At 71.1% G+C, this 26,753-nt stretch carries 25 protein-coding genes and 1 tRNA gene; 10 read left to right on the forward strand and 16 right to left on the reverse strand.

Features of this window, described 5'->3' with window-relative positions; all coding sequences use genetic code 11:
* The first annotated feature begins 53 nt into the window (after positions 1-53).
* Complete coding sequence (locus tag FS825_RS07005) at positions 54-779, forward strand: rhomboid family intramembrane serine protease (RefSeq protein WP_260981058.1); 726 nt, start codon at positions 54-56, stop codon at positions 777-779.
* Between the two features lie 341 nt (positions 780-1,120).
* Here the strand turns inward: FS825_RS07005 and FS825_RS07010 are convergent, their stop codons facing one another.
* Positions 1,121-1,375: a cell division protein CrgA gene (locus FS825_RS07010; RefSeq protein ID WP_071291654.1), complete on the reverse strand. Its 255-nt coding sequence runs from the start codon at positions 1,373-1,375 to the stop codon at positions 1,121-1,123.
* Positions 1,376-1,457: 82 nt separating this feature from the next.
* On the opposite strand from FS825_RS07010, the gene FS825_RS07015 reads away from it, so the two are divergent.
* The gene (locus tag FS825_RS07015) at positions 1,458-2,099 is read left to right on the forward strand and encodes an anthranilate synthase component II (protein ID WP_144711734.1); all 642 of its coding nucleotides are present in this window, start codon (positions 1,458-1,460) and stop codon (positions 2,097-2,099) included.
* Between the two features lie 179 nt (positions 2,100-2,278).
* Here FS825_RS07015 and pknB read toward each other — a convergent pair whose 3' ends face one another.
* From pknB to FS825_RS07050, 7 genes are all read right to left on the reverse strand, one after another.
* Positions 2,279-4,066, reverse strand: coding sequence for a Stk1 family PASTA domain-containing Ser/Thr kinase (pknB, locus tag FS825_RS07020; RefSeq protein WP_144711877.1), 1,788 nt, complete (start codon positions 4,064-4,066; stop codon positions 2,279-2,281).
* 133 nt (positions 4,067-4,199) lie between these two features.
* Positions 4,200-5,930, reverse strand: coding sequence for a protein kinase domain-containing protein (locus FS825_RS07025; protein WP_144711735.1), 1,731 nt, complete (start codon positions 5,928-5,930; stop codon positions 4,200-4,202).
* Positions 5,927-7,381, reverse strand: coding sequence for a peptidoglycan D,D-transpeptidase FtsI family protein (locus FS825_RS07030; protein WP_144711736.1), 1,455 nt, complete (start codon positions 7,379-7,381; stop codon positions 5,927-5,929). The genes FS825_RS07025 and FS825_RS07030 overlap by 4 nt, the downstream gene beginning before the upstream one ends.
* The gene (locus FS825_RS07035; RefSeq protein ID WP_144711737.1) at positions 7,378-8,814 is read right to left on the reverse strand and encodes an FtsW/RodA/SpoVE family cell cycle protein; all 1,437 of its coding nucleotides are present in this window, start codon (positions 8,812-8,814) and stop codon (positions 7,378-7,380) included. The genes FS825_RS07030 and FS825_RS07035 overlap by 4 nt, the downstream gene beginning before the upstream one ends.
* A complete protein-coding gene (locus tag FS825_RS07040; RefSeq protein WP_144711738.1) occupies positions 8,811-10,163 on the reverse strand; it encodes a Stp1/IreP family PP2C-type Ser/Thr phosphatase in 1,353 nt (450 codons plus the stop codon). The genes FS825_RS07035 and FS825_RS07040 overlap by 4 nt, the downstream gene beginning before the upstream one ends.
* A gap of 6 nt (positions 10,164-10,169) precedes the next feature.
* The gene (locus FS825_RS07045) at positions 10,170-10,721 is read right to left on the reverse strand and encodes an FHA domain-containing protein FhaB/FipA (protein WP_144711739.1); all 552 of its coding nucleotides are present in this window, start codon (positions 10,719-10,721) and stop codon (positions 10,170-10,172) included.
* Complete coding sequence (locus tag FS825_RS07050) at positions 10,718-11,398, reverse strand: FhaA domain-containing protein (RefSeq protein WP_144711740.1); 681 nt, start codon at positions 11,396-11,398, stop codon at positions 10,718-10,720. Before FS825_RS07050 ends, FS825_RS07045 begins: the two co-directional genes overlap by 4 nt.
* 88 nt (positions 11,399-11,486) lie before the next feature.
* On the opposite strand from FS825_RS07050, the gene FS825_RS07055 reads away from it, so the two are divergent.
* Positions 11,487-11,573 (forward strand) — tRNA-Leu (locus FS825_RS07055).
* Positions 11,574-11,618: 45 nt separating this feature from the next.
* Here FS825_RS07055 and FS825_RS07060 read toward each other — a convergent pair.
* Positions 11,619-12,044, reverse strand: a complete 426-nt coding sequence (locus tag FS825_RS07060) for a hypothetical protein (protein WP_144711741.1) — start codon at positions 12,042-12,044, stop codon at positions 11,619-11,621.
* Between the two features lie 90 nt (positions 12,045-12,134).
* Between FS825_RS07060 and FS825_RS07065 the strand changes: the two genes are divergently transcribed.
* Positions 12,135-12,821: an NUDIX domain-containing protein gene (locus FS825_RS07065; RefSeq protein WP_144711742.1), complete on the forward strand. Its 687-nt coding sequence runs from the start codon at positions 12,135-12,137 to the stop codon at positions 12,819-12,821.
* On the opposite strand, the gene FS825_RS07070 is transcribed toward FS825_RS07065, so the two are convergent.
* Positions 12,804-13,421, reverse strand: coding sequence for a TetR/AcrR family transcriptional regulator (locus FS825_RS07070; protein WP_144711743.1), 618 nt, complete (start codon positions 13,419-13,421; stop codon positions 12,804-12,806). The two genes, FS825_RS07065 and FS825_RS07070, sit on opposite strands and share 18 nt — an antisense overlap.
* 9 nt (positions 13,422-13,430) lie before the next feature.
* Positions 13,431-14,993, reverse strand: coding sequence for a helix-turn-helix domain-containing protein (locus FS825_RS07075; RefSeq protein WP_144711744.1), 1,563 nt, complete (start codon positions 14,991-14,993; stop codon positions 13,431-13,433).
* Between the two features lie 92 nt (positions 14,994-15,085).
* On the opposite strand from FS825_RS07075, the gene gabT reads away from it, so the two are divergent.
* Genes gabT through FS825_RS07090 form a run of 3 tightly spaced genes read left to right on the forward strand, consistent with a single transcriptional unit; the run spans position 15,086 to position 19,349 of the window.
* Positions 15,086-16,447 (forward strand): 4-aminobutyrate--2-oxoglutarate transaminase, encoded by a 1,362-nt coding sequence (gabT, locus tag FS825_RS07080; RefSeq protein ID WP_144711745.1) that lies wholly within the window; start codon positions 15,086-15,088, stop codon positions 16,445-16,447.
* Positions 16,444-17,985, forward strand: a complete 1,542-nt coding sequence (locus FS825_RS07085; protein WP_144711746.1) for an NAD-dependent succinate-semialdehyde dehydrogenase — start codon at positions 16,444-16,446, stop codon at positions 17,983-17,985. The genes gabT and FS825_RS07085 overlap by 4 nt, the downstream gene beginning before the upstream one ends.
* Positions 17,982-19,349: a flavin monoamine oxidase family protein gene (locus tag FS825_RS07090; protein WP_144711747.1), complete on the forward strand. Its 1,368-nt coding sequence runs from the start codon at positions 17,982-17,984 to the stop codon at positions 19,347-19,349. Before FS825_RS07085 ends, FS825_RS07090 begins: the two co-directional genes overlap by 4 nt.
* Before the next feature lie 75 nt (positions 19,350-19,424).
* Here the strand turns inward: FS825_RS07090 and FS825_RS07095 are convergent, their stop codons facing one another.
* Positions 19,425-20,264 carry a helix-turn-helix transcriptional regulator gene (locus tag FS825_RS07095; protein ID WP_144711748.1) on the reverse strand — a complete coding sequence of 280 codons (840 nt, stop codon included), beginning with the start codon at positions 20,262-20,264 and terminating at the stop codon, positions 19,425-19,427.
* Positions 20,265-20,377: 113 nt separating this feature from the next.
* Between FS825_RS07095 and FS825_RS07100 the strand changes: the two genes are divergently transcribed.
* Both FS825_RS07100 and FS825_RS18580 read left to right on the forward strand, forming a co-directional pair.
* Positions 20,378-21,793 (forward strand): MFS transporter, encoded by a 1,416-nt coding sequence (locus FS825_RS07100; RefSeq protein WP_260981061.1) that lies wholly within the window; start codon positions 20,378-20,380, stop codon positions 21,791-21,793.
* Positions 21,790-21,942, forward strand: coding sequence for a hypothetical protein (locus tag FS825_RS18580; RefSeq protein ID WP_186377108.1), 153 nt, complete (start codon positions 21,790-21,792; stop codon positions 21,940-21,942). The genes FS825_RS07100 and FS825_RS18580 overlap by 4 nt, the downstream gene beginning before the upstream one ends.
* A gap of 20 nt (positions 21,943-21,962) precedes the next feature.
* Here the strand turns inward: FS825_RS18580 and FS825_RS07105 are convergent, their stop codons facing one another.
* Together FS825_RS07105 and FS825_RS07110 are read right to left on the reverse strand one after the other, a co-directional pair.
* Positions 21,963-22,415, reverse strand: coding sequence for a hypothetical protein (locus tag FS825_RS07105; protein WP_144711749.1), 453 nt, complete (start codon positions 22,413-22,415; stop codon positions 21,963-21,965).
* 22 nt (positions 22,416-22,437) lie between these two features.
* Positions 22,438-23,016, reverse strand: coding sequence for a TetR/AcrR family transcriptional regulator (locus FS825_RS07110; protein ID WP_144711750.1), 579 nt, complete (start codon positions 23,014-23,016; stop codon positions 22,438-22,440).
* A gap of 76 nt (positions 23,017-23,092) precedes the next feature.
* On the opposite strand from FS825_RS07110, the gene FS825_RS07115 reads away from it, so the two are divergent.
* Positions 23,093-23,827 (forward strand): SDR family NAD(P)-dependent oxidoreductase, encoded by a 735-nt coding sequence (locus FS825_RS07115; protein ID WP_144711751.1) that lies wholly within the window; start codon positions 23,093-23,095, stop codon positions 23,825-23,827.
* 57 nt (positions 23,828-23,884) lie between these two features.
* Here FS825_RS07115 and FS825_RS07120 read toward each other — a convergent pair whose 3' ends face one another.
* Together FS825_RS07120 and FS825_RS07125 are read right to left on the reverse strand one after the other, a co-directional pair.
* Positions 23,885-25,261 (reverse strand): NAD-dependent succinate-semialdehyde dehydrogenase, encoded by a 1,377-nt coding sequence (locus FS825_RS07120; RefSeq protein ID WP_144711752.1) that lies wholly within the window; start codon positions 25,259-25,261, stop codon positions 23,885-23,887.
* Positions 25,258-26,685: an APC family permease gene (locus FS825_RS07125; protein ID WP_144711753.1), complete on the reverse strand. Its 1,428-nt coding sequence runs from the start codon at positions 26,683-26,685 to the stop codon at positions 25,258-25,260. The genes FS825_RS07120 and FS825_RS07125 overlap by 4 nt, the downstream gene beginning before the upstream one ends.
* Positions 26,686-26,753 lie beyond the last annotated feature (68 nt).

Below are 26,753 nucleotides of genomic sequence, written 5' to 3' on the forward strand. Positions count from 1 at the left end.
TCTGCCCGGAGTGCCAGACGCCGGCTGCGGTCGGGGTGCACTGCCCCGAGTGCGTGCGTGAGCAGCGGGCGCAGTTCTCGGCGAACCGACGGGCGACCGGTCCCAGTGGGATGACGGTCGCCCGGCGGCGGTTCGCCATGCTCGACCAGAAGGCGACGGTCGTGATCGTTGCCGTCTCGGTCGTGCTGTGGCTGCTCAACGAGGTGACCGGCGGGTTCGTCAACGCCTGGCTGAGCTACTACACGCCGCTCGTCGGCAGCCAGCCGTGGCGTCTGGTCACCGGCCTGTTCGTGCACTCGTCGTTCTTCCACATCCTGTTCAACATGTGGGCGGTGTGGATCTTCGGCCGGATGCTCGAGAACATCCTCGGCAGCTGGCGGTTCCTGGCGCTGTACTTCTTGGCCGGGCTCGGCGGCGACCTCGCGGTCTCCCTCCTCAGCCCGGCGACGCAGGTGGTAGGTGCCTCGGGAGCGATCTTCGGTCTGTTCGCCGCGTTCTTCGTGATCCAGCGGAGTCTCGGCTACAACGCGATGCAGCTGCTCATCGTCATGGGGTTGAACCTGTTCGTTGGGTTCCTCCCGGGGACGAACATCTCGTGGCAGGCCCACGTCGGCGGGATCGTCCTCGGGTTCATCACGGGGTTCGTCTTCTCGAAGACGCGGAACGTCCGCCAACGGGGTCTGCAGATCGGCTTGCTCGTGGCCGAGGCGGTCGTGCTCATCGCGGCGATCTACGCGGCGTACGCGAGCCTCCAGCTCGGTGTCGGTACCGGCGTCTGACGACCGGACGGAAGAAGGCCCCATCGCGATCGCGGTGGGGCCTTCTTCGTGTCGCAGCGGCATCGGCACCCGTTCTCCACACTCGGAGGCGCGAGTTGTCCACAGCTGTGGACAAAACGGTGAGTTACACGGGTGTGATTATCCCCACTGTGGACGGGACTGTGGATAACTCCGGGACACGGGTGTGGACAGCGGTGTGGAAACAGTGGAGAACTGTGGAGAACGGTGCATCAGCCGCCGTTCAACCGCACTGAGCAGCGAACGGCTGTGGACAACCTGGAACGACGACGCCCGCCGCACCTTTCGGTACGACGGGCGTCGGGAAGCAGGAGTCGGCGAGGTCAGCGCCACCTGGTGGTCATGAGGAAGCCGACGAACATGATGCCGAAGCCGATGAGGATGTTCCACGACCCGAGCGACGGAACCGGGAGCGTCGTGTTCGAGATGTAGAAGACGATGACCCAGGCGAGACCGATGAGCATGAAGCCGAACATGACCGGCTTGAACCAGACGGGGTTCGGTTGGTCCCCCGCTGTCTCGACCGAGTCGGCTCGGGTCCTCCGGGCGGGCTTGGTGCGGTCCTTGTCCTTGGCCATGGCCGGTATCCTACCGTGACCGGGCGTGTGGGAAGACTCTCAGCACGCCGCACACATCCCCCACGAGTACGGTGAACCGACCATGACCAAGATCCTCGTCGTCGACAACTACGACAGCTTCGTCTACACGCTGGGCGGGTACGTGCAGCAGCTCGGTGCCGAGATCGACGTGGTCCGGAACGACGCCTTCCCCGCGTCCGAGCTCGCCGACCGCATCGCCGAGTACGACGGCGTCCTGCTGTCTCCCGGGCCGGGGACCCCGGCCGACGCCGGCGTCTCCATCGACGCCGTGCACGCCGCGATCGACGCCGAGAAGCCGCTCCTCGGCGTGTGCCTCGGACACCAGGCCATCGCGGAGGCCCTCGGCGCCACCGTCACCCACGCCGAAGAACTCATGCACGGCAAGACGTCACAGGTCGACCACGACGACAGCACCCTGTTCGCCGGGGTCCCGCACCCCTTCACGGCCACGCGGTACCACTCCCTCGCGATCGTCGACGGCACCGTTCCCGACGAACTTGCCGTCACAGCCCGCACCGGTGGGGGCGTCATCATGGGCGTGCAGCACCGCGACCACCCGGTGTACGGCGTGCAGTTCCACCCCGAGTCGGTCCTGACCGAGGGCGGCTACCGCATGGTGGGCAACTGGCTCGAGACGACGGGGCTCGCCGGCGCAGCCGACCGCGCCGCCGGGCTGAACCCGCTGATCGCAGCGCACCGCTGAGCGCACCGCGGCACTGATCGAACCGCACCGCTGATCGGGCCCGGCCACGTGCGCGCCGCGGGCGGCGCGTGGGAGGTGGGTCGCGCCTCCAGACCGTCCATCGGGTGGCCGGCACGGACGACGGCCAGGAGGCGCGGTGCGGGTCCCGGAGACGACCCGTCCGTCAGGACGTGGTCACGTCAGTTGCCGTCGTCGCCACCGTTGTCGTTCCCACCGTCGTCGTTGCCGCTCGGAGCGGCGGGCTGGGACGGCTGCGTCGACCCGGCGCAGTAGGTGAGCGTGACCGTGCTGCCCTGCGCGATGTCGCCGGCGGGGGCGCTCTGCTGCGTCACGGTACCGCCCGTGCACGAGTAGGACGGCGCCGGGGTCACCTGCAGCCCGAGGTTGGCGAGCGTGGCGTTCGCCGTCGAGTACGGCTGCTGCGTGACGTCCGGCAACTGGACCTTGCCGTTCGACACCGTGAGGTTCACCACGGTGCCCTTGCTGTGCTGCGACGCGGCAGCGGGGTCGGTGCTCATGACCGTCCCCTCGGGCACGTCCGGCGAGTAGTCGGAGTTGATCGCTCCGATCGTGAAGCCGGCGTCCTTCAGGGTCTTCTGGGCAGCGTCCTGTGCCTGTCCGGCGAGGTCCGGGACGGCGATCTGCTCCGGCCCGAGCGACACGATGACGCGCACGTTCTGACTGCGGCCGACGTTGGTGCCGGATCCGGGCTCGGTGCGGATCACGGTGCCCTTGTCGACGTCATCCGAGTTCTCCTCGACCTTGACGGGCACGAGGTCGCGCTTCTCGAGCGCGGACGCGGCGGAGTCGTAGGTGGCACCGGCCACGTTCGGCACGCTGACCGACGACGAGACCGGCGGCTTGCCGGGCTGCAGGTTGGCGACGAAGAACACCACCGCGACGATCACCGCGGCGGTCAGGATGATCCCGACCCAGATCCACGCGACGGGCGGACGGTTCTGGGTGCGCTGCGGGCGGTGCTCGGCGGTGTCGTCCTCGAGCTCGCGGAACGCCACGGCCGGGTTCGAGGTCGTCCGGGGGTTCACGCCGAACAGGACCGAGGACGCGTCGTGCGCCGACTGCTGCTGGAGCTTCCGGGTCGACGCGGGGACGTGTCCGGCGGCGGCCTGCTGGAGCTCGCTCCGGAACTCGGCGGCGTTCTGGTACCGACGCGTGCGGTCCTTGACCAGGGCGTGCAGGGTCACCGCGTCGAGTGCCGGGGACACCTCGGGCGACAACGACGAGGGGGCGACCGGCTGCTCGCTCACGTGCTGGTACGCGACGGCGACCGGGGTGTCACCGAGGAACGGCGGCCGACCGGTCAGGAGCTCGAACAGGACGACACCGGTGGAGTAGACGTCGGTGCGGGCGTCGACGGTCTCACCGCGTGCCTGCTCCGGGGAGAAGTACGAGGCGGTCCCGAGGATCGAGGTCGTCTGCGCGACGGTGGCCGAGGTGTCGGTGATGGCCCGGGCGATGCCGAAGTCCATGACCTTGACCTGGCCGGAGTGCGTGACCATGACGTTGGCCGGCTTGATGTCACGGTGGACGACACCGGCGCGGTGGGAGTACTCGAGCGCGGTGAGGATGCCCTCGGTGATGCGCACGGCCTCGTCCGGGGCGACCGGTCCGTCGGCGATGATGTCGGAGAGCGGACGGCCCTCGACATACTCCATCACGATGAACGGCACCTGCACCTCGGCACCCGAGGTCTCGGTGACGGTCTCTTCGCCGGCGTCGTACACCCGGACGATCGTCGGGTGGGCCATCCGGGCGGCCGCCTGGGCTTCCTGACGGAAGCGCGTGCGGAACGCCGGGTCGTTGGCGAGGCTCGGCTTGAGCAGCTTCACCGCGACCTTGCGCCCGAGGCGCGTGTCGTTGCCCAGATGGACAGTGGCCATGCCGCCCCGACCGATGACGTCACCGATATCGTAGCGGTTGGCGAGGAGGGTGATCCCCGCGGTCACACCTTCTGGCACGTACTCCTCCGAATGTCCGTCCGGGCAAGTGTACGGCAGGCTTCGCTGGTGAGACGCTGGCCGAGGGGGCTCGGACCGAACCGTTACGCAACGGTGTCGCGAGCCCCCGTACGGGGGTGGCTCACAGCGAGTCTTGCGGCGTCTCCGTGCTGCCGGGCTCCGGGGTGTTGTCCCCGGTCGACTCCCACGTCGCGCTCGTGGTGGACGAACTCGGCGAGGTCAGGTCGCCGCAGCTCGCCGTGTACGAGAGCGAGATCGTCCCGGGCTGGACGCCGGTGACCTCCACCGAGGTGTTCGTGCCGGTGCCGGTCGTCTTGCCCTTGGTGTCCGTGCCGTTGTTGATCGTGTACGTGTACCCGGTGAGCGAGTACCCGGCCGGGCAGGACGTGAACGCCGACCACGAGAACGTGACCTTGCCGCTGTCCGACACGGTCCCGGCGCTCGGTGCTTCCGGCGCGGTCGTCACCGACGCCACGGCAGTGTACGCCTTGATGGTCACGGTCGTGCCGGGCTCGAGGTTCCCGGTCGGGCTGATCGACTGGACCGTGCCGACCTGGGCCTGCGAGGACGCCGGATCGCCGTCCACGATGTCCGCCCCGAGCCCGAGCTGCTGCAACCGGGCCTGGGCGTCGGTCGCGGCCATGCCCGCGTAGTCACTGGCGTTCACCGGGATCCGGGTGTCGGAGGGCGTCGGTGTCGGGGTGTTGCTCGGCTTGGGGGTCGCACTCCTGGTCGTGACCGACTTCGTGGGCTCGGGCGTGGTGTTGCCGTTGAGGGCGAACGCGGCGATGACGCCGGCGATCACGAGCACGGCGATGGCTCCGACGAGCCACCAGATCCAGGCGCGCTTCTTCTTCGGCTCCTCGTCGTCACCGTCGACCGGGGACCTCGGGGCGCCCGGTCCGCCGGCGACGACGCCGGCCTGGGTCCCGATGAGCGCGGTCGCCGCGTCGTTCCCCCGAGCCTGCGGCGGGTTGAAGGCGACCGTGCCGGCTCCGGCGATGGCCGGGACGGCCACCGTCGCCGCCGCGACGTCACCACGGCGGAGCGCCTGGGCCGCGCGGGCCAGGTTCGCCGCGGTCGCGGGACGGTCGGCGGGCTTCTTCGCGATGCAGGACATCACGAGCGCGGCGACGGGCTCCGGGACGTCCCCGGGGAGCGCCGGCGGCTGCTCGTTGATGTGCGCCATCGCGATCGCGACCTGCGACTCGCCCGTGAAGGGGCGTCGACCGGCCAGGCACTCGTACGCGACGATGCCGAGCGAGTAGATGTCCGTCGACGGCGACGCCGGGTGACCGCTCGCCTGCTCCGGGGAGAGGTACTGCACGGTGCCCATGACCTGGCCGGTCGCGGTGAGCGGGACCTGGTCGGCGATGCGGGCGATCCCGAAGTCGGTGATCTTGACCCGGCCGTCGGGCGTGATGAGCAGGTTGCCGGGCTTGATGTCACGGTGCACGAGGCCGACGGCGTGCGCGGCCTGCAGGGCGTTCGCGGTCTGCGCGACGATGTCCAGGACCTTGTCGACCGGGAGCGTGTGCTCCCGTTCGATCATTGTCGAGAGCGCTTCGCCGGGGACGAGTTCCATGACGAGGTAGGCGCTGCCGTCCTCTTCGCCGTAGTCGAAGACGTTGGCGATGCCCTCGTGGTTGACGAGCGCGGCGTGGCGGGCCTCGGCGCGGAAGCGCTCGAGGAAGCCCGGGTCGCCGAGGTACTCGTCCTTGAGGATCTTGAGTGCCACGGTCCGGCCGATGACGAGGTCGGTGGCTTGCCACACCTCTCCCATGCCGCCGATCGCGACGCGGGACGAGAGTTGGTACCGCCCACCGAAGGTGAGTCCGCTGGTGGGTCTCATTTGTTCAGCACCGCCTCCATGACTTTCTTCGCGACCGGGGCCGCGACCGTGTTGCCGACGCCGGACTGCCCGAGCCCGCCGCCGTTCCCGACGACGACCGCGACGGCCACCTCGGGGTCCTTCGCCGGGGCGAAGCCCGTGAACCAGAGCGTGTACGGATCACCCGTCCCGCCCTCGGCCGTCCCCGTCTTCCCTGCGACGTCGACACCGTCGATCTTGGCATTGGTCCCGGTCCCGGAGCTGACGACGCTCTGCATCGCCTCGGTCAGGTCGCTCGCCTCGGACGACGAGAGCGGGTCGCTGTACTGCTTCGGGGAGAACGACTCGACCGTCTTCAGGTCACTCGTGGTGATCGAGTCGACGAGCGAGGGCTGCATGACCTTGCCGCCGTTCGCGATGCCCGCGGAGACCATCGCGATCTGCAGCGGCGACACCCGGACGCTGGCCTGACCGAACGAGCTCAGCATGAGCTGCGCGGTCGAGTCGACGGCGGGGTACTGGCTCGCCGTGGCGCGCATCGGGACCTCGATCGCGTCGCCGAAGCCGTACTTGTCGGCCATGCTCTTGATCGCGTCGTAGCCCAGCTTCTGACCGAGCTCCGCGAACGGGATGTTGCACGAGTTCTGGATCGCGACGCGGAGCTTCACGGTGTCGCCACCGCCGCAGGACCCGCCCTCGGCGTTGTTGATGTACGTGCTGGTGCCCGGCAGCTGCAGGCGGGACGGGTTCGGGAACTCGGAGTCGAGCGTGTACTTGCCGCCCTCGAGCGCCGCCGACGCGACGATGAGCTTGAAGACCGATCCCGGCGTGTAGAGGTCGCCGCCGATCGCCCGGTTCTGCAGCGGCTTCGCACTGTCGTTCTCGAGCGTCTTGTACTGGTCGATGACGTTCTGCGTGTCGTGCGAGGTGAGCGAGTTCGGGTCGTAGCTCTGCTTCGACACCATCGCGAGGATCTTGCCGGTCTTCGGCTGGATCGCGACCACGGCACCGGTGTTGTCGCCGAGCGCGTCGTACGCGGCCTGCTGCACGTCGGGGTCGATCGTCAGGTTGACGTTGTCGCCCTGGATGTCCTGGCCGGTGAGGATCGCGTTGAGGTTCTGGAAGAACGAGGCGTCGGAGTTGCCGGACAGCACCGTGTTCTCGGCGCCCTCGATCCCGGAGTTGCCCTGACCGATCGTGAAGTACCCGGTCACGGCCGAGTAGAGCTCGCCGTTGGTGTACTTCCGCTGGTACTGGTACTGGTCGTCCACGGCGGTGGACTCGGCGATCGGGCTGCCGTTCACGAGGATGGCGCCGCGCTTCGTGGAGTAGCTCGCGAGGATCGTCCTGGAGTTCCGGGAGTCGGCGCGGAGCGAGTCGGCCGAGAAGAACTGGATCGAGGTCGTCGACACGAAGAGCGCGACGAACATGAGCACGATGACGGTCGAGACACCGCGGAGCTGTCGGTTCACCGGCGGCGCTCCTTCCTGGTCGTACCGCGGCCGCGTGCGGCCGGGATCGCGCCCTGCTGGACGCGCTGCTCGGCGGGGATGGCATCGGTCAGTCGCAGCAGCATCGCGGCGATGATCCAGTTGGCGATGAGGGACGAGCCGCCGGCGGCCATGAAGGGTGTCGTCAGGCCGGTGACCGGGATGACGCGGGTGATGCCGCCGACCACCACGAACACCTGCAGGGCGATGATGAAGCCGAAGCCCACCCCGAGCAGCTTGCCGAAGTCGTCCTGCGCCATGAAGCCCACGCGCATCCCCCGCGAGGCGAGGACGATGAACAGGGCGAGGATCGCGAAGACGCCGATGAGCCCGAGTTCCTCGCCGAGGGACGCGATGATGTAGTCCGCGTTCGCGACCGGGGTGATGTACGGCCGCCCCTGGCCGAGGCCGGTCCCGGTGATGCCGCCGTTCGCGAAGCCGAAGAGCCCCTGGACGAGCTGGTAGCTGCCCTGGGTCTGCCGCTGGAAGATCTCCTGGTTGAACGGGTCGAGCCACTGCTCGAACCGCCCGTGGACGTAGACGAGGGCCGACTGCGCGATGACCGCGCCGCCGACGAACAGTGCCACGCCGATGACGACCCAGCTGATCCGGCCGGTCGCGACGTAGAGCATCACGAGGAACAGGCCGAAGTACAGCAAGGCGGTGCCGAGGTCGCGCTGGAAGACGAGGACTGCCATCGCAGCGCCCCACATCACCAGGATCGGACCGAGGTCACGGGCCCGCGGGAACGTCATCCCGAGGAACTTGCGGCCGACGATCGACAGGGAGTCCCGCGCGGTGACGAGGTAACCGGCGAAGAACAGCGCCATCGTGATCTTCGCGAGCTCGCCGGGCTGGAACGAGAACGGGCCGATCTTGATCCAGACCCGCGCACCGCCGACGTTCTCGCCGATCCCGGGCAGCATCGGGAGGAGGAGCAGGGCGATCGTCAGGAACATGAAGATGTAGCGGTAGCGCTGCAGGAACCGGTGGTTTCGGACGAGCACGATCGTCACGATCGCCAGCACCATCGCGAGCATCGTCCAGACGATCTGCTTCACACCGATCGCCGCCCACCCGGACAGGTCGTTGTGGATGTCGATCCGGTAGATCTCGGCGATGCCGATGCCGTTCAGCACGAGGGCCACCGGCAGGATGAACGGGTCCGCGTTCTTCGCCACGACCCGGAGCACGACGTGCATGACGAGCGCCAGGCCGAGGATGCCCGCGCCGACCCACAGGACCGAGGTGTCGAACAGCCTGCCCTTGGTGCCGAGCTGCACCAGGACCATGGCGCCGGCACAGATGCCGCACGCGATGACGAGCAGCACGAGCTCGAGGTTCCGAGCGCGCGCCGGCTCGCGCAGCTTGATCGTGATCGCCTGCGTGAAGGACTGCGCGGTGGCGGTGCTCATCGCTTCGCCCCGGGGGAGGCCGACGGCGACCCTGTCGGCGAGGCCGTCGGTGTCGGCGAGGCCGAGCCGCCGTCACCACCCGTGCCGGCCTGGTCCTGACCGGTCTCGGCGGCCTTCCGGAGTCGGTCCACGATGTCCCGCGCGTCGTCCAGTGACTGTGCGTTGATGGTCGAGCGGACGTTCTCCCGCGTGTAGTCGGGCAGCGACGACACCGAGATGTCGGTGTCCTCGTAGACGTCCGACAGCGTGATCGGTCCGACCGACTGCTGCACGCCCTTGTAGATCGCGACGGTGCCGCGGTCGGTGCCGACGTAGTAGTGGTCCTGGATGATCCGCCACCCGAGGAAGACGGCTCCGACGAGGACCGCGACGGCGACGACCAGGGCGATCGTCCACGAGATGCGTCGACGGATCCGGCGACGGCGGTCCTCGGCGATGAGCTCGGCGAAGAACTGGTCGGACTCGGGCTCGAAGTGCGAGTCCTCCGGCGCCGTGGAGACCTTGAGCGGGTGCAGCAGGATCGTGGGGAGGCGGATCGGCTTGCGACCGGTCGACGCCTCGAAGGTCAGGGGAGCGGCCGCGGAGCCGACGGTGGTCGCCGCGTCGTCGTCGTCGGCCGGTTCGGTGTCGGTGACGTCCATCACGACGACCGTGACGTTGTCCGGCGCGCCGTGGTCGAGCGTCTCCTTGACCAGGCGCTGCGTGACCTGGTTGGCGTCCATGTTCGAGGCGAGCGCGTGTCGGATCCGCTCTTCCGCGAGGTACGACGACAGTCCGTCGGAGCAGAGCAGCCAGCGGTCGCCCGGCCGGATGTCCATGATCGCGGTGTCGACCTCAGGTGCGGCGTCGACGTCGCCGAGCACGCGCATGAGGACCGAGCGGCGCGGGTGGACCGCCGCTTCCTCCGGCGTGATCCGGCCGCTGTCGACCAGGCGCTGCACGAACGTGTGGTCCGAGGTGATCTGCCGGAGTTCGCCGTCGCGGTGCAGGTAGATCCGGGAGTCGCCGATGTGCGCGATCGCGACCTGCTCGCCGACCCGGATCATGGCGGACACCGTGGTGCCCATGCCGGTCAGTTCCTGGTGCTCGAACACCGTCTCGGTGATGAGCTGGTTCGCCGCGATGAGCGCCGACTGCAGGGCGAACTCGGCGTCGTGGGCGGAGGGGAACTCGCGGTCGACCTCCCGGATGCGCCGGATCGCGATCGCTGAGGCGACGTCACCGCCGGCGTGGCCGCCCATGCCGTCGGCGACCGCGAACAAGTGGGCCCCGGCGTAGCCGGAGTCCTGGTTGTTCGCGCGGATGCGCCCCACGTGGGACACAGCGGCGCTCAGCGTGCGAGCCGTCATCCCGGGTTACCGCCGCAGCTCGAACGTCGTCGTCCCGATCGTGATGGGCGTCCCGGCCGCGACGACCACGGGGACGCTCACCTTCTGACCGTCGACGAAGGTGCCGTTCGTGGACTCGAGGTCGGTGAGGAGCCAGCCGTCGGCGCGGAGGTCGAGGCGGGCGTGGTTGGTGGACGTGTAGTCGTCGCGGATGACGACGTTGGACTCGCTGGACCGGCCGATCGTGATCGGACCGCCACCGAGCGGCATCTCCATGCCCTCGCGCGAGCCTTCCGTGATCACGAGGCGGGTGGCCACCGGTCCGGCCGGCTGCGCCGCGCCTCCTGGCTGTGCGATGAGGTCCGTGAAGGCGCCGGCCGCTGCCGGAGCCGTGGCGGCCGCCGTCGGCGTCGAGGGGGTCGACGGACCGGAGGAGCCGGCCTTCGGGTCCGTGGGGATGGTGCGCACGCGCTGGCCGAACAGGTCGCTCCGCAGGGCGAAGACGATCACGAACACGAACAGCCAGAGCACCGCGAGGAACGCGAAGCGCAGGACGAGCAGGGTCAGCCCTGTGGTCACCTGGTACCTCCGTCGTTCTCGGGGATCACCCGGAACACCATACGGGTACGACCGATCTCGATCGTCGAATCCGGCTCCACGATGGCCTGCTGGAACCGCTCGCCGTTCAGTTTCGAGCCGTTCGTGGACCCGAGGTCGTTGGCCTGGGCGTGCTTGCCGTCCCAGATCACCTCGACGTGCTTGCGACTCGTCCCGGTGTCGGCGACGGTGATGTCCGCGTCGGTCCCGCGCCCGATGACGGTGCGTCCGCGGTGCAGCTTGTGCCGCTGCGACCCGATGTCGAGCACCGCGACCCAGGCGACGTCCCGCTGCACCGTCGTCGAGTCGATCTGCAGGATGCCCGTCGACAGCGTGCCGTCCTGCTGCAGGCGGATCGTGACCGGTCCGGAGAACGAGTAGTTCTGTGCCACGGCGTGCTGCTGCACCATCTGCGACAGCTCGTCGATGAGCGGGCGGCCGACGTCGTTCATGCGGGTGAAGTCCGGCGGCGCGAGGCGCACAGCGAACTCGTTCGGCACGAGGATGCGCTCCCTGGAGACGACCGCTGCCTTGGTGTCGAGCTCTCGTCGGAGGGCGCTCGAGATCTCCACCGGCTGCACGCCGGAGCGGAAGGTCTTCGCGAACGCGCCGTTCACGGCACGCTCCAGCCCTCGCTCGAAGCTGTCCAACAGGCCCATGGGTCTCCAGTGTTCTCGGTCGTACGACCTTACGCATGGTAGTGGTTGGCGTCTGGGACCGTCTGTGCGTGGTAGTGTTTCGGGGCTGGCGCGAGTGGCGGAATTGGTAGACGCGCACGGTTCAGGTCCGTGTGCTGGAAACGGCGTGGGGGTTCAAGTCCCCCCTCGCGCACCAGGCAGGGAGAAGGCCCCCGGAGAGATCCGGGGGCCTTCTCGCGTCTCAGGACGCGTCCGGACTGGAGGCGCGGCTCGGCTCCGGCACGTCGCCCCGGCGGAAGAACGGGCGTGCGCTGGGCACGAACAGCAGGACCGCTGCGACCACCGAGAGCGCGATCAGCGCGGTGGAGACCCCACCGTCGGTGATGCTCATGACGGCGCGCAGCGCGGCGACCGCGACGAGGACGATGCGCGCGACCGGGGAACCGCGGAGCAGCAGGACGACCGCCGCGGCGACCACCGCCCAGACGACGAGCGACAGCACGATCGTGAGGACGCCGGCGGCGCCCGTCAGTCCCCACCCGGACACGGAGACGACCACCGTCGACACGACGCCGACCACCAGCCACACCGCCCAGAGGACGACGGCGGTGGTCACCGCTCGCGGTCGACGCCGTCGCGGTCGTCGGAGGTCGTCCGTCGTGGTCATGCGTTGCCCCGTCCCCGCCGCTCCCTGCTGCGGCGTGACGAGCGTACCCGGGGCACGTCCGTCGCGGCCGTCGGGCGTTAGCGTGGGGCCGTGGACGATGCGCGGACGACGGACCCCCGGCCGGGGACGACGGTGCCCGACGACCGCGGCCGGACCGGTCTCGACGCCGTCGGGCGGGGGCTCGACCGGAACCCCGACGTCGTGGTGCGGGACGTCGAGGTGGTCTCGAACGGGTGGCACGTGCTGCGCCGGACGACCCTCGACGTCCGCCGACGTGACGGCCGGTGGGACCGACAGCAGCGGGAGACCTACGACCGTGGCAACGGCGCGGCGGTCCTGCCGTACGACGCCGAGCGCGGCACCGTGCTGCTCACCCGGCAGTTCCGCTGGCCGGCGTACGTGAACGGTCACCCGGACGGGATGCTCGTCGAGGCGGCTGCCGGGCTCCTCGAGGAGGACGACCCCGAGACCGCCGTGCGTCGGGAGGCCGCCGAGGAGCTCGGCATCCGGCTCGGGGACGTGCGGCTGGTCCACGACGCGTTCATGAGCCCCGGCTCGGTCACGGAGCGGGTGCACTGCTACGTCGGCGCGTACCGACCGGCGGACCGCGTCGACGCCGGCGGGGGGATCGAGGACGAGGGCGAGGACATCGAGGTCCTGGAGCTCCCGCTCGTCGAGGCGCTCGCGATGGTGGACGACGGTCGCATCGCCGACGGCAAGACGATCATGCTGCTGCAGTGGGTGGCGCTGCACCCGGAGTCAGGACCGCAGCGCTGAGGGGTCGAGGCCGACGGCGCGGGCGATCGTCGTCCGGACGAGCGCTTCGCGGGTGGACCGGTCGAGGTAGTCGACGAGGGCGTAGCCGTTCGTGGCGTCGACGAGCGCGAACAGCAGGCGGCCGAACGCGTCCGGGTCGTCCGTGCGCATCGCGCCGGAACGGACCCCCTCCACGACGATCCCCGTCGCCAGTCGCTGCCAGTCGTCCATGACGCCGCGGGCCGCGGCGGCGAGCACGGAGTTCGTCCGGCCGATGCTCCACGCGTCGGCCCAGAGCGCGGCGACGTCGTCACGGTCCGGGTCGGCGATGCAGGACAGCAGCGTGCCGAGCCGGGCGACGGGGTCGCGCTCGTCGGCCACGATCGCGGCCACCTCGGCGACCTCGGTGGCGGCGATCGCGCGGAAGGTCTCGCCGACGAGGTCCTCCATCGCCGGGCGGTAGTGGGCCACGAGGGACGGTGCGACGCCGATGGACGCGGCCACGCCCCGGAGGGTCACTCCGGCCAGCCCGTCCGCGCGGGCGACGGCGATCGCGGCAGCGGTGATCTGGGCCTCCCGCTCCGCCGGGCTGAGGCGGCGGCGGGCCGGTGTCGTCGGCACGCCTCCAGCCTAGGCGGGCGCCGTCGGACCGGCCCCGGGGCCACGCTCGACCACGAACGCCGCCCAGAGGTCCGCACGGGTCGCGAAGGCCGAGAGGTCGCGGTCGAGCAGTCGCCCGGCGTGCTCGACCCGGGCGCGCGCGGTGTGCCGGTGGATGCCGAGCTCCTGGGCGGTGCGGTCGTACTCGCAGTTCTGCTCGAGCCACGCCCGGACGGTCCGGGTCAGTTCGGTGCCGGCGGCACGGTCGTGGTCGACGAGCGGGGCGAGGAAGGCGCGGGCGACGGCGCCGGCGTCGACGTCGACGTGTGCGAGGTGGGCGAGCACCCCCTCGCGGGCGAGGTCGCCGAACTCCGTCGTCCCCGGACGCCCCTCGCGCCGGCGGTCGAGGGCCTGCACGGCCTCGGTCCGTGCCCGCCCGAAGGACCGGTACGCACTGCCGTCGGAGAGCCCGGCGTGGAGGTCGAAGCGGGCGACGAGCTCGTCGACGATCCCCGTGTCGTCCGCGCTGACGCAGAGGAAGAGGGCGTCGTCGACGGCGAAGAACAGCTGGCCGGGACGGTCCTGCACCCAGAGCTCGAGCAGGTCGACCACGGTGTCGAGGTCCCGGTCGGGGACGTCGAGCGCGGCGATCCGGACGGGTTCGACGGGGAGCGGCCCCCAGACCTCGCGGGACGTGGTGTCCACCACGGTCGGTTCGCCGACCGAGAGCATGGTGAGGAGGCCGGTGCGGAGCAGCCCCCGTGCCCGGGCGAGCTCGCGGTTCTGCTGCAGGGCGAGGCCGGCGAGGGCGATCACCGCGGTGACGACCTCGCGCCCGGCACGGTCGAGGGCGCCGCCGTTCGCGATGGCCAGCACCCCGCTGAGGCGCCCGCCGCTCCCGAGGGTCTGCAGCGTGAACCCCGCGTGGTGCTCGGTCGTCACGGGCAGGCTCGCCCGCTGTCCCGCGCGGAGCAGCCGCAGCGACTCGGTCCGGAGCACGTCGAGGTCCGAGGCGGGGACGGCGTCGACCGGGTGGCCGCGGTCGAGCCGTCCGGACACGTCGAACAGCCCGACCCAGCCGTCGATCTGCCGGGACAGCTCGGCGATGGTCGCACCGAGCCCGTCGGGGCGCATCGCGGCGAGGGAGATGGCGCGCTGTGCCGACAGGGCCCAGGCGTTCCGGGCGTTCGCGTCGCGGGCGACGGCGTCGGCGTTCGCCTGGGCGACGGCGATGAAGGAGGTCTCGTAGGGCACCTCGAACAGCGGCAGGCCCAGTGCCTCGCACGCGTCGACGAGCTGCGCGGGGGTCCCGGCACGGACGACCTCGGTCCCGAAGCCGAGCGCCACGACGCCGCGGGCGCGGAGCCGTGCGACGTACGCGGTGGCGAAGGACTCGGTGACCTCGGCCTCCGCGCCGAACTGGGTGCCGGTGGTCAGGAGCCCCTGCCCGTCGGCGAGGAACGGCGTCGGGTCGTCGAGGTCCGAGCTGTGCAACCAGGACAGCGGTGCGTCGAGCGCGGCGGCGTCGGCGCTGGTGAGGAGCCGGAGGTGCAGGTCGGCGCGGTGCAGCAGTGAGCGCAGGGTCGCGGGCATGAGGGCACCCTATCCGCAGCGTCGATCGACATCGTGCGCGCTGTACACGGTGGACAGTGGGGAGTGCGGCGCGACGCTCCTACCATCGCCGCATGACCTCCAGCGCTGCACCCTCGATCAGCGCCGCCGCGGGCGGCCCCTCGCTGCCCCAGGAGCGGCGGCTCGTCACCGAGGTCCCGGGACCGCGGTCCCGTGCACTGTTCGAACGGAAGGCCGCCGCCGTGGCTGCCGGCGTCGGGGTCGCCGTCCCGATCGCCGTCGTCGCCGCCGGCGGTGGTGTGCTCGTCGACGCGGACGGCAACTCCTTCGTGGACCTCGGCTCCGGCATCGCCGTGACGAGTGTCGGGAACGCGCACCCCGCCGTGGTCGCGGCCGTGCAGCAGCAGGTCGCGGCGTTCACCCACACGTGCTTCACCATCGCCGCGTACGACGGGTACGTGGAGGTCGCCGAGGCCCTCAACCGGCTCACCCCGGGCGACCACGAGAAGCGGACCGCGCTGTTCAACTCGGGCGCCGAGGCCGTCGAGAACGCGGTGAAGATCGCCCGCAAGCACACCGGTCGGCAGGCCGTCGTGGTGTTCGACCACGCGTACCACGGCCGGACGAACCTGACGATGGCGCTGACGGCGAAGAACCAGCCGTACAAGAACGGCTTCGGACCGTTCGCGCCCGAGGTCTACCGCGTGCCGATGTCCTACCCGTTCCGCGACGGGCTCTCCGGACCGGAGGCCGCGAAGCGCGCGATCAGCCAGATCGAGAAGCAGGTCGGCGCGGAGAACACCGCCGCGGTGCTCATCGAACCGATCCAGGGCGAGGGCGGCTTCGTCGTCCCGGCGCCCGGGTTCCTCGCCGCCCTGTCGGAGTGGACCACCGCCAACGACGTCGTGTTCATCGCCGACGAGGTGCAGACCGGGTTCGCCCGCACCGGCGCCATGTTCGCGAGCGAGCACGAGGGGATCGTCCCGGACGTCGTCACCACGGCGAAGGGCATGGCCGGCGGGCTGCCGCTGTCGGCCGTGACCGGGCGGGCCGAGATCATGGACTCCGCCCACGTCGGGGGACTGGGGGGCACCTACGGCGGGAACCCCGTCGCGTGCGCCGCGGCCCTCGCCGCGATCGACGCGTTCGAGCACGACGGACTCGTCGACCGTGCCGGGGCCATCGGCGACCTGCTGCTCGGACGACTCCGAGCCGCACAGGCGACCGACCCGCGCATCGGCGACGTCCGCGGCCGCGGTGCGATGGTCGCCGTCGAGCTCGTCGACCCCGCCACCGGCGAACCCGATCCGGGGCTCACCGGCCGCGTCGTCCGGTACGCGTACGAGCACGGCGTGGTAGCCCTGACGGCGGGGACGTACGGCAACGTCCTCCGATTCCTGCCGCCGCTCGCGATCGACGACGCGCTCCTCGGCGAGGGCCTCGACGTCGTCCTGGAAGGACTCTCCGCAGCATGACCGACACCCAGCAGACGACCCAGCCGACCACCCGGCCGGCGACCCAGCAGAGCGAGGCGGAACGCGCGCTGCTCGCGAAGGTCCCCACGGGCCTCCTGGTCGACGGCACCTGGAGCCAGGCAGCCGACGGCGCGACGTTCCCCGTCGTCGACCCCGCCACCGGCGAGACGCTCCTCGAGATCGCCGATGCAACCCCCGAGGACGGTGTCCGGGCCCTGGACGCCGCCGATGCCGCACGGAGCGCGTGGGCGACCACCCCGCCGCGCCAGCGCGCCGAGGTCCTCCGCCGGGCCTTCGACCTGCTGCAGGAGCGCCGTGAGGACTTCGCCCTCCTCATGACGCTCGAGATGGGCAAGCCGCTCGCCGAGGCCCGCGGCGAGGTCACGTACGGCGGCGAGTTCCTCCGGTGGTTCTCCGAGGAGGCGGTCCGCATCGGGGGCTCGTACGGCACCAACCCCGAGGGCAGCGGACGGGCGATCGTCACGCACAAGCCCGTCGGCCCCGCGTACCTGATCACCCCGTGGAACTTCCCGCTCGCGATGGCGACCCGCAAGATCGCCCCGGCGCTCGCCGCAGGCTGCACCGTCGTCGTGAAGCCCGCCGAGCTCACGCCGCTCACCACCCTGCTGTTCGCCGACCTGCTCCTCGAAGCGGGCGTGCCGGCCGGGGTCGTGAACGTCGTCCCCACCACGCACGCCGGTCCACTGTCCGAGCCGCTCATCGCCGACCCGCGGCTCCGGAAGCTCTCGTTCACCGGTTCGACCCCGGTCGGGCGGACGCTCCTGGCGCAGGCCGCGCAGAACGTGCTCCGGACCAGCATGGAACTCGGCGGCAACGCCCCGTTCCTCGTGTTCGCCGACGCGGACCTCGACCTCGCCGTCGAGGGGGCGCTCGCCGCGAAGTTCCGGAACACCGGGCAGGCGTGCACGGCCGCGAACCGGTTCCTCGTGCACGAGGACGTCGCCGAGGAGTTCGCCCGCCGGGTCACCGCCCGCGTCGAGGCCATGTCCGTCGGCCGCGGCACCGAGGACGGCGTCGCGATCGGCCCGCTCATCGACGACCGCGCCGTCGCCAAGGCCCACCGGCTCGTCACCGACGCGGTCGAGCGCGGCGCGGTGGTCCGGACCGGCGGCCACCCGGTCGAGGGACCGGGCACGTTCTACGCCCCCACCGTCCTCACCGACGTGCAGCCGGGCAGCGACCTGCTGCGCGACGAGATCTTCGGCCCCGTCCTGGCGATCCGCTCCTTCCGCACCGAGGGCGAGGCCATCGCGGCGGCGAACGACACCGAGTACGGCCTCGTCGGCTACGCCTTCACGGAGGACCCGGCCCGCGGCCAGCGGCTCATGGAGCGCCTGGAGACCGGCATGCTGGGTCTCAACACCGGCGTCGTCTCGAACGCCTCGGCACCGTTCGGCGGCGTGAAGCAGTCCGGCCTCGGCCGCGAGGGCGGCGGCGAGGGCATCGCCGAGTACCTCGAGACCATGTACACGTTGACCCCGGACCCGTTCCGGTCGACCGAAGGAGCAGCACGATGATCGAGAGCGACGTCGTCGTCATCGGCGCGGGGGTGACCGGCCTCACCGCCGCGAATCGTCTGGTCGCCGACGGGAAGACCGTCACCGTGCTCGAGGCCCGGGACCGCGTGGGCGGGCGCACCTGGACCGACGACATCGAGGGCGTCACGCTCGAGATCGGCGGACAGTGGGTCTCCCCGGACCAGACCGCCCTGCTCGAGACCCTCGACGAGCTCGGGCTCGAGACGTACGACCGCTACCGCGAGGGGTCGAGCGTCTACATCGACGAACACGGCACCCGGACCGAGTACACCGGCGACATCTTCCCGCTCCCCGAGGCCACCGCGAACGAGATCGAGCGGCTCGTCGCCGTCGTCGACGAGTACGTGGCGAAGGTCGACCCGGCGCGCCCGTGGGAGACCGAGGGTGCCGCCGCGCTCGACGAGACCTCGTTCCGTGCCTGGCTGCACACGCTCAGCGACGACCGGGTCGCCACCGACAACGTCGAACTGTTCATCGCCGGTGCCATGCTCACGAAGCCCGCGCACGCGTTCTCCGCGCTGCAGGCCCTGCTCATGGCCGCGTCCGCCGGGAGCTTCACGAACCTCGTCGACGCCGACTTCATCCTCGACAAGCGCGTCGTCGGCGGGATGCAGCAGGTCTCCGAGCGGCTCGCCGACCGGCTCGGTCCCGACGTGCACCTGAACGCACCGGTGCGGACCCTGCGGTGGTCCGACGAGGGCGTCGTCGCGATCGCCGACGGCGGCATCGAGGTGCACGCACGGCAGGCGCTCGTGGCCGTCCCGCCGCCCCTCTACTCGCGGATCAGCTACGAGCCGCCGCTGCCCCGGCGCCAGCACCAGCTGCACCAGCACCTGTCGATGGGCTTCGTGATCAAGGTGCACGCCGTCTACGACCGGCCCTTCTGGCGCGGAGCCGGGCTGTCCGGGACCGCGTTCAGCCCGTACGAGCTCGTGCACGAGGCGTACGACAACACCTCCTTCGGCTCGGAGCAGGGGACGCTCGTCGGGTTCGTCTCGGACGTGCACGCAGACGACGTGTTCGCCCTGTCCGCCGAGGAGCGCAGGGCCCGGGTGCTCGCGTCCCTCGCGCACTACTACGGTGACGAGGCGCTGCGTCCCGTCGTCTTCTACGAGAGCGACTGGGGCACCGAGGAGTGGACCCGCGGTGCGTACGCGGCGAGCTTCGACCTGGGTGGTCTCGTCCGGTACGGGGCCGACCAGCGCGCGGCCGTCGGCCCGATCCGGTTCGCGTCGAGCGACCTCGCCGGACACGGGTACCAGCACGTCGACGGGGCGGTGCGGATCGGCCGCGAAGCGGCCGCGGAGATCCTCGCCGCCCTGCCGCAGCCGGCGGTGCGGTAGACCTTCACCGAGACGGACGGGAGGCGCAGTGCCAGCTGGCACTGCGCCTCCCGTCCGTCGTCTGAGCGCGTCGGCTCAGTGGTCGCGGCAGACGTGCTCGAGCAGCTCCAGGGCGTCGGCCGCCGGGCCGCCGGGCGCCGCGTGGTACAGGAGCACCCGGAGGCTGGACTCCGCGGGGCGGACGACCTCGTAGTCCAGGTCGAACCGCCCGACGAGGGGGTGCGCGTAGTGGTGCGTGCCGTACCCGCAGTCGCCCACCGGGTGCTCCGCCCAGATGCGCGCGAAGTCGTCGGACCGCTGCGTCAGCTCGCCGACGAGCGTGCTCAGCTGCAGGTCGTCCGGGTGCAGGCTCGACGAGTACCGCAGGAACCCGACCACGTCGTCCGCCATCGCCTCCGCGTCGGCGAACAGCTCCGCGCCGCCGGGCCCGAAGAAGAACCGGCGCGCGAAGTTCGGCCGTCGGTCCGGGTCGCGCGGAGCGTCGACGGGCACCTCGTGGGCGAGCAGCAGGTTCCCGAGCCGGTTCCACGCGTGGATGTCGTTGCTGTGGTCGAGCACGATCGCCGGTGCGGTCATCGCCTCGACGATCGCGACCAGCGACGACCGGGCGCGCTCCTCGGCGGGACCGACGACGCGGGCGTGCGACGGTCGGGCGAGCCGGCGGAGGTGCGCCGACTCGTCCCCGTTGAGCTGCAGGGCGCGGCCGAGGGCCTCGAGCACCTGGTCCGACGCCGTCTCGGCGTGGTCGGACTGCTCGAGCCGCGTGTAGTACGCGACGCTGACGCCGGCGAGCTGCGCCAGTTCCTCCCGGCGGAGGCCGGGCACGCGACGCGTGCCGTACGACCGGACGCCGACCTCCTCGGGGTGCAGGGCCGCGCGACGGCTGCGGAGGAAGGCGCCGAGCTCAGTGGTCATGCCCTCAGTATCCGTCCCGGGTCCACGGTGCGGAACGCCCGTGTCTGACCCTGTCGGTGGTACGCAGACGGGTGGTCTGGCTCGGCGCGGTCCCGGGCCCGAGGCTGACCGGCATGCACTCCTCGATGACCGGGCGCCAGCTGACGGTGCTCCTCCTCCTGCTCGCGTCGCAGTTCATGCTCGCGGTCGACTTCTCGATCCTCAACGTCGCGCTGCCCCGCGTCGCCGACGGCCTCGGGTTCCGCGCCGCCGACGTGCAGTGGATCGCGACCTCGTTCGCGCTCTGCGCCGCGGGCTTCACGCTGCTGTTCGGCCGACTCGGGGACACCCTCGGACGCCGACGGCTGTTCCTCGTCGGGATGGGCGTGCTCGGTGCGGCGTCGCTGCTCGGTGGTTCCGCGACCTCCCCGGAGGTGCTCCTCACCGCGCGGGTGCTGCAGGGCCTCGCCACGGCGGCCGTGACCCCGGCGGCGCTGTCGCTGCTCACGGGGACGTTCCCCGAGGGTCCCTTGCGCCGGCGGGCGCTCGGTCTCAACAGCGTGATGATGTCGCTCGGCTTCACCGGCGGGGCCGTCCTCGGCGGCGTCCTCACCGACCTGTTCTCCTGGCGCGCCGCGTTCCTCGTGAACGTCCCGATCGCCGCGGCGGTCATCGTCGTCGCGCTCGTCGTGCTGCGGGAGTCGACCGAGCGGGTCGCGGCACGGCTCGACGTCCGCGGAGCGGTCCTCGTCACGGCCGGACTCGTGGCGCTGGTGTTCGCGGCGACCCGGTTCGGTGAGCACGGCATCGCCGACCCGGTCGGACTCGTGTCACTCGTCGTCGCCGCGCTGTTCGTGGTGGCGTTCGGGTTCGCCGAACGGCGGCACCCGCACCCGCTCGTCCCGCTCGGACTCCTGCGCCGCCCTACGGTCCTCGGCGGACACATCGTGGGCTTCACCACCTTCACGATGGAGACCGGTCTGGTGTTCCTGTCCACGATGTACCTCCAGCACGTGCTCGGCCTCGACCCGATGCAGACCGGCCTCATGCTCGGCGCCATGGGAGCCGGTGCCGTGCTCGGTGGGGTCGTCGGCCCGCGGGTCATCGCCGCGGTCGGCGTCCGGAACACCTCTGTGGGCGGGCTCGCCCTGCAGGGACTGCTCACCGCCGTCCTGCTGCTCCTCGGGTCCTCGAGCGGGTCCCTGTGGCTCTACGGCGTCGTCGTCTTCATCGCGGCGGTCCCGCACACGTGCGCGATCGTGTCGTTCATGGTCGCGGCGACGTCCGGGCTCCCGGACCACGAGCAGGGGCTGGCGTCCGGGCTCGCGACGATGACGCAGCAGATCGGGATGGCGCTCGGCACGCCGGCGCTCTCCGCGGTGGCCGTCGCCGCCGGCGGGCTGGCGTCGCTCGGCGCGCTCCGGACCGCGGTCGGTGTCGACGCGGGACTCGTGCTGCTCGGAGCGCTCGGCGTGGCCGTCGTGCTGCGCGGCCGCCGGACGGCACCTGTGCAGGCGTCACCCGGCGCGCGCGTAGCGTCCCGGCCATGAGCGACACCACCGGCAGCAGCGAACCGACCGACGACGAGCGCCAGTACACCGAGGACCTGCCGGACGGGTCACCGTCGGGCGACGCCACGAAGGACCCGGACAAGGACAGCGACCACGACTCGGGTGGCGAGCCCGCCGACCCGCAGTAGCGGTCAGGTCCTGGCGGCCGTCACTCGGACGCGCGGATGGGTTCCCCCGTGTCCGGGTCCCAGCCGACCACTCGGGCTTCCGCGGGCTTCCGGACGCGCCGGGGGCGGGGCGGGAAGTACGCGCGTGCCGCCGGCAGGTAGGGCAACACTGCAGCCACGCCGCTGAGGACGCCGATCACGGTCTTGGCCCCGTACGGCGGGGATGCCGCTCCGACCACGGCCAGGGCGCCGAGGACGGCCATCCAGAACCGGGCGCGACCCGAACCACGGCCGACGCGGAGCGCACCGAACACGAACCACGCGAGGACCGCCAGGCCGATCACGGAGGCGGGGAGCGCCAGGGGGCCGTCGGCCCGTACTCGTCCGGTGAGCCCCACCAGGGACGAGACGAACTGGAACGCGAACAGCGCGAGCCAGAGCACGACGGCGACGGTCACGAGGACGGGGCGGGAGCGCGGAGCACCGGTGGTCACGAGCCGATCCTAGGGCCGACCGTCAGTCGTGCACGATCCGTTCGGCGGCGGCGCGCGCGGCTGCCGCCCACGGGCGGGACGCGTCCGCCTGCGCGCTCGCCATCGCCCCGTCGTACAGCAGGCACAGCTGCAGCGCCGTGCCGTCGGGGTCCGTCGATCCGGCGTCGGCGAGGAGCGTCGCGAAGAGTTCCCGCACCCAGTCCCGGTGCTCGAGCGTGACCGCGTGCGTGGGGTGGCCGACGCCGTACTCGGCCTCCACGTTGATGAACGGGCAGCCGCGGTACCCCGGGGCCGCGAACCACTCCCCGAGGAGGTCGAACACCGCGAGGACCCGTTCCCGGGGGCTCGCGCCGCGACCGGGCAGCTCGGCGGCGACGTGCTCCTGCCACGAGCGGCTGCGACCGCGGAGGTACCCGAGCACCAGGTCGTCCTTCGTGCGGAAGTGCGCGTAGAGGCTGGCCTTCGAGATGTCCGCCTCCGCCGCGACCTGGTCGACGCCGACCGCGTGGATGCCCTGTTCGTAGAAGAGCCGGTCGGCGGTGGCGACGGCGCGCTCGTACGCGGGGCGTCGGCGGGTCCGGGGTGCGGTCGTGTCGGGCATGGTTTGACTTTACTGCACTGATCTGTACAGTTACCAGCACCAAAACGAACTGATCTGTTCAGATAGGACGACCACCATGCGCAAGACCGCTCTCGTGACCGGCTCCACCAGCGGCATCGGCCGCGCCGCCGCCGAACTCCTCGCCGCCCGCGGCCTGCACGTCGTCGTCTCCGGACGCAACGCGGAACGCGGCGCCGACGTCGTCCGGGCGATCCGCGCCGCCGGCGGGACCGCGGACTTCGTACGAGCCGACCTGCGGGACGAGGCGAGCGCGCGGGACCTCGCCGGAGCGGCCCTCGCCATCGGGGGCGGTCGCGTCGACGTCCTCGTCAACAGCGCGGGCATCTTCCCGTTCGGACCCACGGCCGCGACCACGGCCGAGGGGTTCGACGAGGTGTTCGACGTCAACGTCAAGGCACCGTACTTCCTCGTCGCGGCGCTCGCTCCGGGCATGGCCGAGCACGGTGACGGCGCGATCGTGAACGTGACCACGATGGTCGCCGAGTTCGGCGCCGCCGGCATGGGCCTGTACGGCTCGACCAAGGCCGCGCTCGTCCTGTTGACGAAGTCGTGGGCGGCCGAGTTCGGACCGTCGGGCGTGCGGGTGAACGCCGTGAGCCCCGGGCCCACCCGTACCGAGGGGACCGCGGCCATGGGGGAGGGCCTCGACCAACTGGCCGCTGCGGGCCCCGCGGGGCGGCCGGGGACGGCGTCCGAGATCGCCGAGGCGATCGTGTTCCTCGCGACGGACGCGGCGTCCTTCGTGCACGGCGCGGTCCTGCCCGTCGACGGCGGACGCATCGCGGTCTGACGCGACCACTGGACGGAGGGGAGGCGCGGTGTCGGCCGGCACCGCGCCTCCCGTCCGTCAGCCGATGCGGATCAGCTTCTTGTTGACGAACTCGTCCGCACCGAGGGGCCCGAGCTCACGGCCGAACCCACTCGCCTTGACGCCGCCGAACGGCAGCTCGGGGCTGTCCGCACCGACGATGTTCACGTAGACCATGCCGGCCTCGATGCGGTCGGCGACCCGGAGTGCCTGCTCGGCGTCCGTGGTGAACAGGTACGAGCCGAGGCCGTACGGGGTGTCGTTCGCGATCGTGATCGCGGCGTCCTCGTCCTCCACCCGGTACACGGCGGCGACCGGGCCGAAGAACTCTTCGCGGTAGGCGTCGTTCTCCGGCGTGACGTCGGCCAGCACCGTGGGCGTGAAGGCGTTGCCCCGGCGCTCGCCGCCGGTCACCACGGTCGCGCCCTGCGCCGTCGCGGCACTGAGCTGCTCCTGCAGCCGGTCGGCGGCAGCGGGGGAGGACAGCGGGCCGAGCTCGGCTCCGGGGGTGGTCGGGTCGGTCGGCTCGACGGCGGCCATCGCCGTCGTGAACTTCGCCAGGAAGTCGTCGTAGAGGTGGTCGGCGACGAGGAAGCGCTTCGCGGCGTTGCAGACCTGCCCGTTGCCCTCGAGGCGGGTGGCGACGGCGGACTCCACGACGGCGTCCAGGTCGTCGGTGGAGAGCAGGATGAAGGGGTCGGAGCCGCCGAGCTCCAGCACGACCTTCGTCAGGTTCCGCCCGGCGATCTCCGCGACCGCAGCGCCGGCACGGGCCGACCCGGTCAGGGAGACACCCTGCACGCGCGGGTCGGCGATGACGTCCGCGGCCTGGTCGTTCGTCGCGAAGACGTTCGTGTAGGCGCCCTCCGGGAAGCCGGCGTCGTGGAAGATCCGCTCGATGGCGAGGGCCGACTCGGGGCACTGCGGGGCGTGCTTGAGCAGGACCGTGTTGCCGATGAGGAGGTTCGGGCCGGCGAACCGGGCGATCTGGTAGGCCGGGAAGTTCCACGGCATGATGCCGAGCAGCACCCCGATCGACGACTTCCGGATGAAGGCGGTGCCCTCGCTGCCGTCCGCCAGGGTGATCGGCTGGTCGGCGGTGAACTCCTCGGCGTGGTCCGCGTAGTAGTCGTAGATGTCGGCGCAGAAGTCGACCTCGCCGACGGCCTGGTCGATCGGCTTCGCCATCTCGCGGACGATCGTCGCGGCGAGGTCGTCGCGACGCTCCCGGTAGAGGTCGGCCACGCGGTGCAGGAGCGCCGCCCGCTCGGCGACGGTGCTGCGGTCGGCGCGGTGGGCCCGGTCCGCGGTGTCGATCACGGCGCGGAGCTCGTCGTCGGTGATCGTCGGGTAGGTGGTGAGCACCTGACCGGTGGCGGGGTCGGTGACGGCGTAGACGGTGGCGGTGTCGGTCATCGTGTCTCCTGTGCTTGCTGTTCGGTCAGCTGCTTGTTCACGCCCGTGACGGGCTGGTTCTCGTCGAAGCCCCTCGGCTGGATCCGGAACCCCTTGGTGATCACCAGGAGGTACACGAAGCCGATCGCGGCCCAGACGCCGCCGGCGATGAGCGCGTCGGCGTGCAGCTGTGACCAGAGAACACCGGTCAGCAGCATCGCGACACCCGGCATCACGACGAACGTGAAGCGGTCGCGCATGGTGTGCCGACGACCCTGGCGCCAGGCGAAGTGCACGATGACGGTCAGGTTGACGAACGTGAACGCGATGAGCGCGCCGAAGTTGATGTACGACGAGATCGTGTCGAGCGAGAACGTCATCGCGAGCAGGGTGACCGCCCCCACCACGATGACGTTCGGGATCGGCGTCCTGGTGCGGGGGCTGACGTAGCCGAAGACCTTCTTCGGCAGGACGTTGTTGCGGCCCATCACCAGCAGCATGCGGGCGACGCTGGCGTGCGAAGCCAGGCCCGACGCCAGGGCCGCGATGAAGCCGGCAGCCACGAGGATCGCCTGGAACACCCGCCCGCCGACGAGCAGACCGATCTGGGGCAGCGGGTCGTCGGTGAACTCGCCGAACGGCGCGTTCGTCGGGAACCGGAGCTGCGCGAAGTACGCCGAGACGAGGAAGATCAGCCCGCCGATGAGGACCGTCATGAGGATCGCCTTCGGCATGATCCGGACGCTCTTCGCCTCCTCCGTGTACATCGTCACGGCGTCGAACCCGATGAACGAGAAGCACACGACCGTCGCCCCGGTGAGGAGCGCCGACATCGTGACCCCGTCGTGCACGAACGGCTCCGTGCTGACGATCGTGCCGGCGCCGGAGCCGCGGACGAGCTCGATGACGGCGAACACCACGAACGCGATCATCGCCAGGATCGCCCCGATGAGCAGCACCATGTTGAGGTTCGAGGTGCCGCGCATGGACAGGCAGATCACGGTGGTGACGAACAGCGTGTACACGACGACGGTGACCCAGGCCGGCAGTGCCGGGAAGACCTGCTCGAGGTACAGCCGGATGATGAGCGCGTTCACCATCGGCAGCAGCAGGTAGTCCAGGAGCGACGCCCAGCCGACCATGAAGCCGGCGTTCGGGTGGATCGACTCCCGCACGTAGGTGTACGCGGAGCCGGCCGCCGGGTAGACGCGGACCATCTTCCCGTAGCTGACCGCGGTCAGCAGCATGATCACGAGGGCGATGAGGTACGCGCTCGGGACGGCGCCGTCGGTCTCGCCGGAGACGATCCCGAATGTGTCGAACACGACGGTCGGGGTCATGTAGCCGAGGCCGAGGCCGACGATCGCCCACAGGCCGAGACTGCGCTTCAGCGATCCGCCCCGCGCGACTCCTGGGGGCGCGGTGACGACGGTGGGTGTTGCCATGGGAGTTCCCTAGGGCCGGGGGCCGCGCGACGGTGCGCGGACCGTGTCGAGGTGGACCGGTGCGCCGA

This window comes from Curtobacterium pusillum (assembly GCF_007680845.1).
In the GTDB taxonomy this organism is placed as follows: domain Bacteria; phylum Actinomycetota; class Actinomycetes; order Actinomycetales; family Microbacteriaceae; genus Curtobacterium; species Curtobacterium pusillum_B.

Coding starts and splice junctions, on each gene's coding strand:
- FS825_RS07010 (WP_071291654.1), bottom strand. CDS start 1,375: ATGGCCAAGGACAAGGACCGCACCAAGCCCGCCCGGAGGACCCGAGCC.
- FS825_RS07015 (WP_144711734.1), top strand. CDS start 1,458: ATGACCAAGATCCTCGTCGTCGACAACTACGACAGCTTCGTCTACACG.
- FS825_RS07025 (WP_144711735.1), bottom strand. CDS start 5,930: ATGAGACCCACCAGCGGACTCACCTTCGGTGGGCGGTACCAACTCTCG.
- FS825_RS07035 (WP_144711737.1), bottom strand. CDS start 8,814: ATGAGCACCGCCACCGCGCAGTCCTTCACGCAGGCGATCACGATCAAG.
- FS825_RS07040 (WP_144711738.1), bottom strand. CDS start 10,163: ATGACGGCTCGCACGCTGAGCGCCGCTGTGTCCCACGTGGGGCGCATC.
- FS825_RS07050 (WP_144711740.1), bottom strand. CDS start 11,398: ATGGGCCTGTTGGACAGCTTCGAGCGAGGGCTGGAGCGTGCCGTGAAC.
- FS825_RS07060 (WP_144711741.1), bottom strand. CDS start 12,044: ATGACCACGACGGACGACCTCCGACGACCGCGACGGCGTCGACCGCGA.
- FS825_RS07075 (WP_144711744.1), bottom strand. CDS start 14,993: ATGCCCGCGACCCTGCGCTCACTGCTGCACCGCGCCGACCTGCACCTC.
- gabT (WP_144711745.1), top strand. CDS start 15,086: ATGACCTCCAGCGCTGCACCCTCGATCAGCGCCGCCGCGGGCGGCCCC.
- FS825_RS07085 (WP_144711746.1), top strand. CDS start 16,444: ATGACCGACACCCAGCAGACGACCCAGCCGACCACCCGGCCGGCGACC.
- FS825_RS07090 (WP_144711747.1), top strand. CDS start 17,982: ATGATCGAGAGCGACGTCGTCGTCATCGGCGCGGGGGTGACCGGCCTC.
- FS825_RS07095 (WP_144711748.1), bottom strand. CDS start 20,264: ATGACCACTGAGCTCGGCGCCTTCCTCCGCAGCCGTCGCGCGGCCCTG.
- FS825_RS07100 (WP_260981061.1), top strand. CDS start 20,378: ATGCACTCCTCGATGACCGGGCGCCAGCTGACGGTGCTCCTCCTCCTG.
- FS825_RS18580 (WP_186377108.1), top strand. CDS start 21,790: ATGAGCGACACCACCGGCAGCAGCGAACCGACCGACGACGAGCGCCAG.
- FS825_RS07110 (WP_144711750.1), bottom strand. CDS start 23,016: ATGCCCGACACGACCGCACCCCGGACCCGCCGACGCCCCGCGTACGAG.
- FS825_RS07115 (WP_144711751.1), top strand. CDS start 23,093: ATGCGCAAGACCGCTCTCGTGACCGGCTCCACCAGCGGCATCGGCCGC.
- FS825_RS07120 (WP_144711752.1), bottom strand. CDS start 25,261: ATGACCGACACCGCCACCGTCTACGCCGTCACCGACCCCGCCACCGGT.
- FS825_RS07125 (WP_144711753.1), bottom strand. CDS start 26,685: ATGGCAACACCCACCGTCGTCACCGCGCCCCCAGGAGTCGCGCGGGGC.